This is a genomic window from Arthrobacter sp. RCC_34, assembly GCF_041360795.1.
GTDB lineage: Bacteria > Actinomycetota > Actinomycetes > Actinomycetales > Micrococcaceae > Arthrobacter_E.
In genome coordinates this window covers 387,364-399,552 of the sequence record NZ_JBFUPW010000001.1, presented here as the reverse complement: position 1 = coordinate 399,552, position 12,189 = coordinate 387,364, and the positions used below count along the sequence as shown (strand labels likewise).

The following is a 12,189-nucleotide window of genomic DNA, read 5'->3' as shown; positions in this document are numbered from 1 at the left end:
TCAGGCACCTGCCTTCTGGTTGTTCAGAGCACGCACCAGAGCTGCGGGAGCAACCTCGTCCAGCGGCAGGCCACGACGAGCGGCAACAGCTGCCGGCTCCTCGAGCTGACGCAGAGCCTCAACGGTCGCGTGAACGATGTTGATGGCGTTGGAGGAGCCCAGCGACTTGGACAGCACGTCGTGGATGCCGACGCACTCCAGCACGGCACGCACCGGACCACCGGCGATAACACCGGTACCCGGGGAAGCCGGACGGAGCATCACGACACCAGCGGCGGCTTCGCCCTGGACGCGGTGCGGGATGGTGCTGCCGACGCGCGGGACGCGGAAGAAGGACTTCTTGGCCTCTTCAACACCCTTGGCGATGGCAGCGGGGACTTCGCGAGCCTTGCCGTAACCGACACCGACCATGCCGTTGCCATCGCCGACCACCACGAGGGCGGTGAAGCTGAAGCGGCGGCCACCCTTGACCACCTTGGCGACACGGTTGATGGTTACAACACGCTCAACGAACTGGCTCTTCTCGGCCTCGCGGGCGTCACGGCCACGGCCGCCACGCTCGCCACGGCCACCACGTTCGCCGCGCTCACCACGACGGCCGCCACGGCGGTTGTCGTTGTTGGCAGCCTCAGTGGTTTCAGTTGCAACAGCGGCTGCAGCTTCAGTCACCTGGGTTTCCTTTTCGTTGTTCACTTCGGTCACAGCGCCAGACCACCTTCGCGAGCACCGTCAGCGACGGCGGCGATGCGGCCGTGGTACTTGTTGCCACCGCGGTCGAAGACCACGGCCTCAACACCGGCTGCCTTGGCACGCTCGGCGACCAGTTCACCAACGCGCTTGGCCTTGGCGGTCTTGTCACCTTCGAACGCACGCAGATCGGCTTCCATGGTGGAGGCCGAGGCGAGGGTCTTTGCCACGGTGTCATCCACGACCTGCACGAAGATGTGACGGGCCGAACGGTTGACGATGAGGCGCGGACGAGCCGGGGTACCGGAGATGCGCTTGCGGATACGCAGCTGACGACGGCTACGGGCCGAGGTCTTGTTCTTGCTGTTGCGCTTCTTGTTAATGCTGATGGCCATGGTTACTTACCAGCCTTTCCGACCTTGCGGCGGATGATTTCGCCGGCGTAACGGATGCCCTTGCCCTTGTAGGGGTCGGGCTTGCGCAGCTTGCGGATGTTGGCAGCGACTTCGCCGACCTGCTGCTTGTCAATGCCAGCAACAGAGAGCTTGGTCGGGCCTTCAACGGCAAACGTGATGCCGGCGGGAGCGACGACGCTGACCGGGTGGCTGTAGCCCAGAGCGAACTCCAGGTCAGAACCCTTGGCCTGCACACGGTAACCCGTGCCGACGATTTCCAGCTTCTTCTCGTAGCCCTTGGTCACGCCGTCGATCATGTTGGCGATCAGGGTACGGGTCAGGCCGTGCAGCGAGCGAGCAGTGCGCTCGTCGTTCGGGCGGGACACGGAGATCGTGCCCTCTTCCAGGGCCACCTCGATGGGGCTGGCCACGGTGTGGCTCAGTTCGCCCTTGGCACCCTTGACGGTGACAACGGCTCCATCGATCTTGACCTCAACGCCAGCCGGAACGGTGATGGGGAGACGTCCAATACGCGACATTCTTCTCTTCCTTTCCCGTTACCAGACGTACGCGAGGACTTCGCCGCCCACGCCCTTCTTGCCGGCCTGCTTGTCAGTCAGGAGGCCGGAAGAGGTGGACAGGATAGCGATACCCAGGCCACCCAGCACGTGCGGCAGGTTGGTGGACTTCGCGTAAACGCGCAGACCGGGCTTGGAGATACGGCGGACGCCAGCGATGGAACGCTCGCGGCTCGGACCGAACTTAAGGGTGATGGTCAGCGTCTTGCCGACGCGTGCCTCTTCTTCCTTCCAGTCCGAGATGTAACCCTCGGCCTTCAGGATGTCGGCGACGCGGGCCTTCAGCTTGGAGTACGGCATCGACACGGAGTCGTGGTACGCCGAGTTTGCATTGCGCAGACGGGTCAGCATGTCTGCGACGGGATCAGTCATGGTCATGAGGGCTCATGCCCTTCCTCGTACCGGTTTCCACGGGCGGAGCCAGTGGACCTTTTACGTAGTTGGATTAGTCTTCGGTCTTGAACGGGAAGCCGAGGTGCTTGAGCAGCGCGCGGCCTTCCTCGTCGGTCTTCGCGGTGGTGACAACCGTGATGTCCATACCACGGACGCGGTCGATGGCGTCCTGGTCGATCTCGTGGAACATGACCTGCTCCGTGAGACCGAAGGTGTAGTTGCCGTTACCGTCGAACTGCTTGCCGTTCAGGCCGCGGAAGTCGCGGATACGGGGCAGTGCGAGGGTGACCAGACGATCCAGGAATTCCCACATGCGGTCGCCACGCAGCGTCGCGTGGGCGCCGATCGGCATACCCTCACGCAGCTTGAACTGGGCGATGGACTTGCGGGCCTTGGTGACCTGGGGCTTCTGACCGGTGATCGCGGTCAGGTCGCGGACGGCTCCGTCGATCAGCTTGGAATCCTTGGCGGCGTCACCGACACCCATGTTCACGACGACCTTCACAAGGCGCGGAACCTGGTTGACGTTCTCGTACTCGAACTCATCCTGCAGGGACTGCTTGATGTTCTCGGCGTACTTGGTCTTCAGACGCGGGACGATCTTCACCGAAGTCTCGAGGGTCTCAGTCATTAGATGTCCTTCCCGGAGGCCTTGGCGACGCGGATGCGCACTTCGCGCTCCACACCGTCGCGCTCAACCTTCTCGACACGGAAACCGACGCGAGTCGGCTTCTTGGTGGACGGATCCACCAGAGCGACGTTCGACAGGTGGATCGGGGCCTCGACGACCTCGATGCCACCGGTGTTGGTGCCGCGCTGGGTCTGGCCGGCCTTCACGTGCTTGGTGACACGGTTGATGCCCTCAACCAGAACGCGGTTGGATTCCGGGAACACACGCAGGACCTTGCCCTGCTTGCCACGGTCTCCACCACGGGACTGACGAGCGCCGGTGATGACCTGGACGAGATCGCCCTTCTTGATCTTTGCACCCATAGTTACAGCACCTCCGGGGCCAGCGAAACGATCTTCATGAACTTCTTGTCGCGAAGCTCGCGGCCAACCGGGCCGAAGATACGGGTGCCGCGGGGCTCCCCGTCCGTGTTCTTCAGGATCACGGCTGCGTTCTCATCGAACTTGATGTAGGAACCGTCCGGACGACGGCGCTCCTTACGGGTGCGGACGACGACAGCCTTGACGACGTCGCCCTTCTTCACGTTTCCGCCAGGGATAGCGTCCTTGACGGTGGCGACGATGACGTCGCCGATGCCTGCGTAGCGGCGACCGGATCCACCGAGAACGCGGATGGTCAAGATTTCCTTGGCACCCGTGTTGTCGGCGACCTTAAGCCGCGACTCCTGCTGAATCAATGTTTACTCCTTGCGTCGCGCCGGTTCTCACGCTGAAATACTGCATACAGTGCGAGCCTTGCGGAACGGTTGTTGGGGTGTCTCTGCCCTGCCTGGATTTTGCCAGCACAGGGTTAAACCCTCGTTCCAGACGCATCTGGGCCCCCTGGCCGGGGACCGGCCCTGAGGCAGTATGCACTGGCACGATGGTTTACGAGGATCTGTTCGGGCGCATGACGCACCCATACAAGCTCAATATCCTAGCACAGCGAAGGCGCGCTCCACGAACCGGGATCCCGCGTGAATGCCGGGATCCCGGGGAGTTTCAGGACACGTACGCCTTGAGGTAGCGGCCGGTGAGGCTGTCCGAGTCCGCCAGCGCTTCGGGGGTTCCCTCGAAGACCACCGTGCCGCCGTCGTGGCCGGCTCCCGGACCCATGTCGATCACCCAGTCCGCATGGGCGACCACACCGAGATGATGCTCGATCACCACCACGGTGTTGCCTTCGTCCACCAGCTGATCCAGCAGACCGAGCAGATTCTCGACGTCGGCGAGGTGCAGTCCGGTGGTCGGCTCATCCAGGATGAACACCCCGGCGTCGCTGCCCATGTGCGTGGCGAGCTTGATCCGCTGCCGCTCCCCGCCGGACAGGGTGGAGAGCGACTGGCCCAGGGTGATGTATCCCAGGCCGACGCGGGCCAGCCTCTCCAGGATGGGCCGGGCCTTCGGCACTGCGAGCTGGTCCAGAGCCTCTTCGATACTCAGGCGCATCACTTCGTAGATGTTGAGCTCGCCCAGGCGGTACTCCAGCACCTCGTCCGTGAAGCACTTGCCGCCACAGTCCTCACACAGCGTCCCGACGGGGGCCATGCCGGGAATCTCGGTGAAGGTCTCCCCCGCGCCCTTGCAGGTGGGGCAGGCCCCTTCGGAGTTGGCGGAGAACAAGGCCGGTTTGGTGCCGGTGGCCTTGGCGAAGGCCGCCCTGATGTGGTCCAGAGCCCCGGTGTAGGTGGCGGGATTGGAACGGCGCGATCCGCGGATGGCGGACTGGTCCACCACGTGCACACCGTCGCGCTTGCCGAGCGCCCCGTGGATGAGCGAGCTCTTCCCCGAACCGGCCACGCCCGTGACGGCGCACAGCACCCCGGTGGGCACGTCCACATCCACATCGCGCAGATTGTGGGTGTTCGCTCCGCGGATCTCCAAGGCTCCGGTCGCGGTCCGCACGGTCTCCTTGAAGGGAACCCGGGAACCGACATGCTGCCCGGTGAGGGTCTGGGCCTCAGCCAGGTCCTCGAAGGTGCCCTGGAAGACGATCTCCCCGCCGTGGATGCCGGCCTTCGGCCCGATGTCGACGATGTGATCGGCGATCGCCATGACCTCAGGCTTGTGCTCCACCACCAGGATCGTGTTGCCCTTGTCCCTCAGGCTTCGCAGCAGGTCGTTCATCCGGGCGATGTCATGAGGGTGGAGGCCCACGGTCGGCTCATCGAAGACGTAGGTGACATCGGAGAGGGGCGATCCGAGGTGCCGGACCATCTTCACCCGCTGCGCCTCTCCCCCGGACAGGGTGGAGGAGGCGCGGTCCAGGCTGAGGTATCCGAGCCCTATGTCGACCAGGGCCTGCAGAGTGCCGAGCAGGTTGGAAATAACCGGCGCCACGGACGGCTCGTTCACACCCCGTAGGAACTCGATCAGGTCCGTGACCTGGATCTGAGCGCACTCGGCGATGTTCCGTCCGTCGATCCGGCTGGCCAGCGCCTCCTGGTTGAGGCGGCCACCGTGACACAGCGGGCACTCCGCGAACGTGGCGGCGCGTTCCAGGAAGGCCTTGATGTGCGCCTGCTTGGGCTCCTTTCCACCGGCCAGGTAACTCTGCCGGATCCGGGTCTCCAGTCCCAGGAAGGTCATGTTGACGTTGTCCATCTTGACCTTGACGGCCGGCGAACGCAGCAGGAAGTCGAGCGTCTCCGGATCGTAGTCCTTGACCGGCAGATCCGGATCGAACCGTCCCGTTCCGAGGAGCACCTTGATCAGCCAGCCGTCCACGGTGAAGCCCGGCACCTTGATGGCCCCCTGCGACAGGGACAGCGAACGGTCCAGGAGCACGTCCACGTCCAGCGCCGAGATCTCCCCCGCGCCCTCACACTCAGGGCACATCCCTTCGGCCAGGTTGAACGAGTACTTCCCGGCGTGACCAGCGCTCGGCATCCCCACGCGGGAGAAGATGATCCGCAGCAGAGCGTGGGCATCCGTGACGGTGCCCAGGGTCGAACGCGAGTTGCTCCCCATCCGCTCCTGGTTCACCACGATCGCCGCGGAGAGGTTCTCCAGCTCGTCCACGTCCGGACGCGGCAGACTCGGCATGAAGGACTGCACGAAGGTCGTGTAGGTCTCGTTGATGAGCCGCTGAGACTCGGCCGCGATGGTCCCGAACACCAGGGAGCTCTTGCCCGAGCCGGACACCCCGGTGAACACCGTGATCCGGCGCTTGGGCAGATCCAGTGAGACGTCCTGAAGGTTGTTCTCGCGCGCACCGCGCACCTTGATCAGGCCGTGCGAATCGGCGGCATGGCGGGCAAGGTCAGCAGGCATGAGACACCTCAGGATCATCGGCGGGGCGCTCCCCCGCGCACTGAGGACAGAATACCCGCCGCCTCCGACATCCTGGCCCGGCTCCCGGTGGACGCGCGACGCCGCGCAGCCGGGCCGCCGTCGTCGTCTCGCCTCCCGGATGCGGTGCTCAGCGATTGCGAGGCCGGGAGCCCAGAATGCGGAAGACCCCCGCTCCCAGAAGGGAACGGGGGTCTTCTCGTTGCTCAGTGGAGCGATCAAACGGCCGATTTACTTGGCGCGCTCGATGACCTCCACCAGACGCCAGCGCTTGGTGGCGGAGAGCGGGCGGGTCTCGGCGAGGAGAACCAGGTCGCCGATGCCGGCGGTGTTCTCTTCGTCGTGAGCCTTGATCTTGGACGTACGACGGATGACCTTACCGTACAGAGCGTGCTTCACACGGTCCTCGACCTCGACGACGATGGTCTTCTCCATCTTGTCGGAGACCACGTAGCCGCGACGCGTCTTGCGGTAACCGCGCTGCTGCGCAGCAGTTTCCGTCACGTTCTGATCCTTTTCACTCACTTGGCGTCCTCCTCGGTAGCTGCGGCCTCAACGGCCTCGGCCTTCTTGGAAGACTTCTTGGCCTTCTTCTCTTCCTTGGCCTCGACCACCGGAGCGGGCTCCGGGCGAATGCCCAGCTCGCGCTCACGCAGGACCGTGTAGATGCGAGCGATGTCGCGCTTCACGGACTTGAGTCGGCCATGGCTCTCCAGCTGACCAGTGGCGGACTGGAAACGCAGGTTGAACAGCTCTTCCTTGGCCTTACGGAGTTCAGCAACCAGACGCTCGCTGTCGAAACCGTCAAGCTGTGCCGGGGCCAGATCCTTGGATCCAACTGCCATTTCTATTCACCACCTTCGCGACGCACAATGCGTGCCTTCAACGGGAGCTTGTGGATTGCCAGGCGCAGTGCCTCGCGGGCCACTTCTTCATTCACACCGGAGAGTTCGAAGAGAACCCGTCCCGGCTTGACGTTGGCCACCCACCACTCGGGGGAACCCTTACCGGAACCCATGCGGGTTTCGGCAGGCTTCTTGGTCAGGGGGCGGTCCGGGTAGATGTTGATCCAGACCTTACCGCCACGCTTGATGTGACGGGTCATGGCGATACGCGCAGATTCGATCTGGCGGTTCGTCACGTAGGCCGGGGTCAGCGCCTGGATACCGTACTCACCGAAGGTGACCTCGGTGCCACCGGTGGCAGCGCCGGAACGACCCGGGTGGTGCTGCTTACGGTGCTTGACTCGACGTGGGATCAGCATTTAAGCCTGTCCTCCTTCTGCTGCTTCAGCAGCCGGTGCCTCGGCAGCCGGAGCTGCGTCGGCGGCCGGACGCTCGTTGCGACGACGACGGTCGCCACCGGGGCGGCCGGGACGCTCGTTGCGGCCACGGGACGGGGCTGCGGCCTGCTGTGCAGCAAGCTCCTTCGCGGTCACATCGCCCTTGTAGATCCAGACCTTCACGCCGATACGGCCGAAGGTGGTCTTGGCTTCGTAGAAGCCGTAGTCGATGTTGGCGCGCAGGGTGTGCAGCGGCACGCGACCTTCGCGGTAGAACTCCGAGCGGGACATTTCAGCGCCACCCAGACGACCGGAGCAAGCGACACGGATGCCCTTGGCGCCGGCGCGCTGCGCGGACTGCATGGCCTTCTTCATCGCACGGCGGAAAGCCACGCGGGAAGAGAGCTGCTCGGCGATGCCCTGGGCCACCAGCTGAGCTTCGATCTCGGGGTTCTTGACCTCGAGGATGTTCAGCTGAACCTGCTTGCCCGTGAGCTTCTCCAGCTCGCCGCGGATGCGGTCTGCTTCGGCGCCACGACGGCCGATCACGATACCCGGACGGGCGGTGTGGATGTCCACACGCACACGGTCACGAGTACGCTCGATCTCGACCTTGGCGATGCCGGCGCGCTCCATGCCGGTGGTCATGAGCTCGCGGATCTTGACGTCCTCACGGACGAAGTCCTTGTAGCGCTGACCGGGCTTGTTGCTGTCCGCGAACCAGTGCGAGATGTGATTGGTGGTGATGCCGAGTCGGAACCCGTTCGGGTTTACTTTCTGTCCCACTTAGCGGGCCTCCTCGTTCTCCGGGGTAGCGACAACCACGGTGATGTGGCTGGTGCGCTTCTTGATCTGGAAGGCACGACCCTGGGCACGCGGCTGGAACCGCTTCATGGTCGGACCCTCATCAACGAATGCCTCGCTGATGTACAGATCACCTTCGTCAAACGCGACGCCGTCACGGTCCGCGAGGACACGGGCGTTCGCGATGGCGGACTGAACTACCTTGTAGACCGGCTCCGAAGCTGCCTGCTCAGCAAACTTCAGGATCGCCAGAGCCTCATTCGCCTGCTTGCCACGAACAAGGTTGACGACGCGCCGGGCCTTCATAGGCGTTACGCGGATGTGACGCGCAATAGCCTTGGCTTCCATTGCTTTCCTTCTCTCGTCTTAAGACCGAGGTCAGGCGCCTAGCGGCGCTTGCCCTTGCGGTCGTCCTTCACGTGGCCGCGGAAAGTCCGCGTCGGGGCGAATTCGCCGAGCTTGTGCCCGACCATCGACTCCGTGATGAAAACCGGCACGTGCTTGCGTCCGTCGTGCACGGCGATCGTGTGACCCAGCATGTCCGGGATGATCATCGAGCGACGGGACCACGTCTTGATGACGTTCTTGGTGCCCTTTTCGTTCTCCTTGGCGACCTTCACGAAGAGGTGCTGGTCAACGAAAGGACCTTTCTTCAGGCTGCGTGGCATGTTTCCAGGCTCCTATCGCTTGTTCTTGCCGGTACGACGACGACGCACAATGAGCTTGTCGCTTTCCTTGTTGGGGCGGCGGGTGCGACCCTCAGGCTTGCCGTTCGGGTTGACCGGGTGACGGCCACCAGAAGTCTTGCCTTCACCACCACCATGCGGGTGGTCAACCGGGTTCATGGCCACACCACGCACGGTCGGGCGGACGCCCTTCCAGCGCATACGGCCGGCCTTGCCCCAGTTGATGTTCGACTGCTCGGCGTTGCCGACCTCGCCGACGGTTGCGCGGCAGCGCACGTCGACGTTCCGGACTTCACCGGACGGCAGACGCAGCTGGGCGAAACGGCCTTCACGAGCCACGAGCTGCACGGAGGCGCCGGCGGAGCGGGCCATCTTGGCGCCGCCACCGGGGCGGAGCTCAACTGCGTGGATCACGGTACCGACCGGGATGTTGCGCAGCGGCAGGTTGTTGCCGGGCTTGATGTCAGCGTTCGGACCCGACTCCACGATGTCGCCCTGGGAGAGCTTGTTGGGAGCGATGATGTAACGCTTGGTGCCATCAACGTAGTGCAGGAGCGCGATACGAGCCGTACGGTTGGGGTCGTACTCGATGTGCGCGACCTTGGCGTTCACGCCGTCCTTGTCGTGACGACGGAAGTCGATCACGCGGTACTGGCGCTTGTGGCCACCACCCTTGTGACGGGTGGTGATACGACCGGTGTTGTTGCGGCCACCGCTCTTGGTGAGCGGACGCAGCAGCGACTTTTCCGGAGTCGAGCGAGTTACTTCGCTGAAGTCGGCCACGCTCGAGCCACGACGGCCCGGGGTGGTCGGCTTGTAATTGCGGATTGCCATAATTTATTCCTCGTTAAAGTGGTCTCCGCTACGCGAGCGGACCGCCGAAGATGTCGATGGTGCCTTCCTTCAGGGTGACAATCGCGCGCTTGGTGCTCTTGCGCTGCCCCCATCCGAACTTGGTGCGCTTGCGCTTACCGGCACGGTTGATGGTGTTGATCGTGTTGACCTTGACGGAGAAGATCTTCTCCACGGCCAGCTTGATCTCGGTCTTGTTCGAGCGGGGGTCCACCAGGAAGGTGTACTGACCCTCGTCGATCAGGCCGTAGCTCTTTTCGGAGACCACGGGCGCGAGAATGACGTCACGCGGGTCCTTGTTGAAGACGGCGCTCACTTGGCTTCCTCCACGGTCTTGTTGTCCTTACCGGCAACGAAGGCGTCGAAGGCGTCCTTGGTGAAGATCACGTCGTCGGAGATCAGCACATCGTAGGTGTTGAGCTGGTCGACGTACAGAACGTGAACCTCGACGAGGTTGCGCACGGACAGTGCAGCAACATCGTTGGCGCGGTCGATCACCACGAGCAGGTTCTTGCGGTCGGAGATCGCCTTCAGCGCGGCGCGTGCGTCCTTGGTGTTCGGCGTGGTGCCGGAAACCAGGGACTCCACCACGTGGATGCGACCGTTACGAGCGCGGTCGGAGAGGGCGCCACGGAGAGCAGCAGCCTTCATCTTCTTGGGGGTGCGCTGCGAGTAGTCACGCGGGGTCGGGCCGTGGACGACGCCACCACCGGTCATGTGAGGAGCACGGACGGAACCCTGACGGGCGCGGCCGGTACCCTTCTGCTTGAACGGCTTGCGACCGGCACCGGCGACTTCGCCGCGGGACTTGGTCTTGTGAGTGCCCTGACGAGCAGCAGCAACCTGCGCGACGACGACCTGGTGCAGCAGCGGCACGTTGGTCTGAACGTCGAAGATCTCGGCGGGCAGGTCAACCTTGATGGTGTTGGCCATGGTACTAGGCTCCCTTCACGGCGGTGCGTACGAGGACGACCGAGCCGCGGGCGCCGGGAACGGCACCCTTGATCAGGAGCAGCGACTTCTCTGCGTCGACACCGTGAACCGTGAGGTTCAGCGTGGTGTGACGGACATTGCCCATGCGGCCGGCCATTTTCAGGCCCTTGAAGACGCGGCTCGGGGTGGATGCGCCACCGATGGAACCGGGCTTGCGGTGGTTCTTGTGAGCACCGTGGGAAGCACCGACACCGTGGAAGCCGTGACGCTTCATGACACCGGCGAAGCCCTTGCCCTTGGTGGTGCCGACGACGTCGATCTTCTGACCGGCTTCGAAGAGCTCCACGGACAGCTGCTGGCCGAGCTCGTAGCTCTCGGCGTCAGCGGTGCGCAGTTCGACGACGTGGCGGCGCGGGGTGACGCCGGCCTTGTCGAAGTGGCCGGCGAGCGGCTTGGTGACCTTGCGCGGGTCGATCTGGCCGAAGCCGATCTGAACCGCGGTGTAGCCGTCGGTGTCTGCGTTACGCAGCTGGGTGACGACGTTGGAGTCGGCCTGGACGACGGTCACGGGGATGAGCTTGTTGTTCTCATCCCAAACCTGGGTCATGCCGAGCTTCGTGCCCAGCAGGCCCTTAACGTTGCGGGTTGCGGTCATAGTCTCTCAGCACCTCCCTAGAGCTTGATTTCGATGTTCACGTCGGCCGGCAAGTCGAGACGCATGAGCGAGTCAACAGCCTTCGGCGTGGGGTCGATGATGTCGATCAGACGCTTGTGAGTACGCATTTCGAAGTGCTCACGGCTGTCCTTGTACTTGTGGGGAGAACGGATAACGCAGTAAACGTTCTTCTCCGTGGGCAGCGGCACCGGGCCGACTACCGTTGCGCCTGCGCGCGTGACCGTCTCAACGATCTTCCGTGCCGAAACATCAATGACCTCGTGGTCATATGACTTCAGCCGGATGCGGATCTTCTGTCCCGCCATGTCGCCTGACTCTCTTTCATTAGGTTCAGTCCTGAGTGATCAGGACCGCTATTCGCATCTCTTTGCTGTTATGTGCGGCTGCCGAGGCATTTGAAGTCGTGACTACCGCTCTCCGCATGAGCTGAATCCGAGTTGGACCCGGGTTCCTCAACCCACCGGAGCAACCGACCCACGCGGTCGGGCGTGTCGGCCAGATTCTGGACGCGTCACACCGTTCTCAGTGGATGGATTGGTCATGTTTGGTCCCCAGCCTGGTCCCTGACACCCGGCATTATCCGGATCGGGGCACGAAGGGGCGCTTGAACAACCCTTCAAGTATGGCGCATCTGGAAGGGAATAGCGAATCGGCCTCCACGCGGACCTGCGCAGGACCCGCCTCGCGCCCTACCGCGGCGCCCTCAATGCACCTTGGGGGCCGACGCCGACTGGTGACGTCCGCGCTCCAGTAGTCCCCTCACGACGCCCAGCGCCGCCCACAAGTGCGGCCCAGCAGCACAGTGCGCAGCTCAGAGCCGGGAGAAACCACCCAGGCCGGTTCAAGCGCCTCTGAACGGCGCCGTCGGCCGCTCCCCGCCTGCCGAGGAGGCCGCACTCAGCTCGGCGATCCTCTGGCCCACACGCGGGCATTAACAGCAAAG

Annotated in this window: 19 protein-coding genes; all 19 read right to left on the bottom strand. The window is 63.8% G+C overall.

Translation table 11 applies throughout. The features are described from left to right. The 19 genes from rpsE to rpsJ all read right to left on the bottom strand — a co-directional run bounded on the left by rpsE (position 1) and on the right by rpsJ (position 11,551). Complete coding sequence (gene rpsE, locus AB6732_RS01860) at positions 1-669, bottom strand: 30S ribosomal protein S5 (protein WP_174521246.1); 669 nt, start codon at positions 667-669, stop codon at positions 1-3. A gap of 29 nt (positions 670-698) precedes the next feature. Then, positions 699-1,082, bottom strand: a complete 384-nt coding sequence (gene rplR / locus AB6732_RS01855; RefSeq protein WP_066211516.1) for a 50S ribosomal protein L18 — start codon at positions 1,080-1,082, stop codon at positions 699-701. 2 nt (positions 1,083-1,084) lie between these two features. Then, positions 1,085-1,621, bottom strand: coding sequence for a 50S ribosomal protein L6 (rplF, locus tag AB6732_RS01850; protein ID WP_278267073.1), 537 nt, complete (start codon positions 1,619-1,621; stop codon positions 1,085-1,087). A gap of 18 nt (positions 1,622-1,639) precedes the next feature. After that, positions 1,640-2,038 carry a 30S ribosomal protein S8 gene (gene rpsH / locus AB6732_RS01845; RefSeq protein ID WP_370957818.1) on the bottom strand — a complete coding sequence of 133 codons (399 nt, stop codon included), beginning with the start codon at positions 2,036-2,038 and terminating at the stop codon, positions 1,640-1,642. Between the two features lie 67 nt (positions 2,039-2,105). Beyond that, the gene (gene rplE / locus AB6732_RS01840; RefSeq protein WP_370957816.1) at positions 2,106-2,684 is read right to left on the bottom strand and encodes a 50S ribosomal protein L5; all 579 of its coding nucleotides are present in this window, start codon (positions 2,682-2,684) and stop codon (positions 2,106-2,108) included. After that, positions 2,684-3,046 (bottom strand): 50S ribosomal protein L24, encoded by a 363-nt coding sequence (gene rplX, locus AB6732_RS01835; protein ID WP_066211529.1) that lies wholly within the window; start codon positions 3,044-3,046, stop codon positions 2,684-2,686. The genes rplE and rplX overlap by 1 nt, the downstream gene beginning before the upstream one ends. Before the next feature lie 2 nt (positions 3,047-3,048). Then, positions 3,049-3,420: a 50S ribosomal protein L14 gene (gene rplN / locus AB6732_RS01830; RefSeq protein ID WP_066211533.1), complete on the bottom strand. Its 372-nt coding sequence runs from the start codon at positions 3,418-3,420 to the stop codon at positions 3,049-3,051. A 304-nt stretch (positions 3,421-3,724) separates the two neighbouring features. Continuing rightward, positions 3,725-5,995: an ATP-binding cassette domain-containing protein gene (locus tag AB6732_RS01825; protein WP_370957813.1), complete on the bottom strand. Its 2,271-nt coding sequence runs from the start codon at positions 5,993-5,995 to the stop codon at positions 3,725-3,727. Between the two features lie 249 nt (positions 5,996-6,244). Beyond that, entirely contained in the window at positions 6,245-6,538 is a 294-nt protein-coding gene (gene rpsQ / locus AB6732_RS01820) for a 30S ribosomal protein S17 (protein ID WP_066211537.1), read from the bottom strand. Beyond that, positions 6,535-6,858, bottom strand: coding sequence for a 50S ribosomal protein L29 (gene rpmC / locus AB6732_RS01815; RefSeq protein ID WP_307497771.1), 324 nt, complete (start codon positions 6,856-6,858; stop codon positions 6,535-6,537). The genes rpsQ and rpmC overlap by 4 nt, the downstream gene beginning before the upstream one ends. 2 nt (positions 6,859-6,860) lie before the next feature. After that, positions 6,861-7,277, bottom strand: coding sequence for a 50S ribosomal protein L16 (gene rplP / locus AB6732_RS01810; protein ID WP_307497772.1), 417 nt, complete (start codon positions 7,275-7,277; stop codon positions 6,861-6,863). Continuing rightward, positions 7,278-8,081 (bottom strand): 30S ribosomal protein S3, encoded by an 804-nt coding sequence (gene rpsC, locus AB6732_RS01805; protein ID WP_066211544.1) that lies wholly within the window; start codon positions 8,079-8,081, stop codon positions 7,278-7,280. Further along, complete coding sequence (gene rplV / locus AB6732_RS01800) at positions 8,082-8,447, bottom strand: 50S ribosomal protein L22 (protein ID WP_066211546.1); 366 nt, start codon at positions 8,445-8,447, stop codon at positions 8,082-8,084. Positions 8,448-8,485: 38 nt separating this feature from the next. Further along, positions 8,486-8,767 (bottom strand): 30S ribosomal protein S19, encoded by a 282-nt coding sequence (rpsS, locus tag AB6732_RS01795; RefSeq protein WP_066211549.1) that lies wholly within the window; start codon positions 8,765-8,767, stop codon positions 8,486-8,488. A gap of 12 nt (positions 8,768-8,779) precedes the next feature. Continuing rightward, positions 8,780-9,619: a 50S ribosomal protein L2 gene (gene rplB, locus AB6732_RS01790; RefSeq protein WP_066211552.1), complete on the bottom strand. Its 840-nt coding sequence runs from the start codon at positions 9,617-9,619 to the stop codon at positions 8,780-8,782. 28 nt (positions 9,620-9,647) lie between these two features. Further along, complete coding sequence (gene rplW / locus AB6732_RS01785) at positions 9,648-9,953, bottom strand: 50S ribosomal protein L23 (RefSeq protein WP_370957808.1); 306 nt, start codon at positions 9,951-9,953, stop codon at positions 9,648-9,650. Further along, positions 9,950-10,570, bottom strand: a complete 621-nt coding sequence (gene rplD / locus AB6732_RS01780; RefSeq protein WP_370957806.1) for a 50S ribosomal protein L4 — start codon at positions 10,568-10,570, stop codon at positions 9,950-9,952. Before rplD ends, rplW begins: the two co-directional genes overlap by 4 nt. Positions 10,571-10,574: 4 nt before the next feature. Beyond that, entirely contained in the window at positions 10,575-11,225 is a 651-nt protein-coding gene (gene rplC, locus AB6732_RS01775; RefSeq protein ID WP_307497775.1) for a 50S ribosomal protein L3, read from the bottom strand. Positions 11,226-11,242: 17 nt separating this feature from the next. Further along, positions 11,243-11,551, bottom strand: a complete 309-nt coding sequence (rpsJ, locus tag AB6732_RS01770) for a 30S ribosomal protein S10 (RefSeq protein WP_003803825.1) — start codon at positions 11,549-11,551, stop codon at positions 11,243-11,245. Positions 11,552-12,189: the final 638 nt, after the last annotated feature.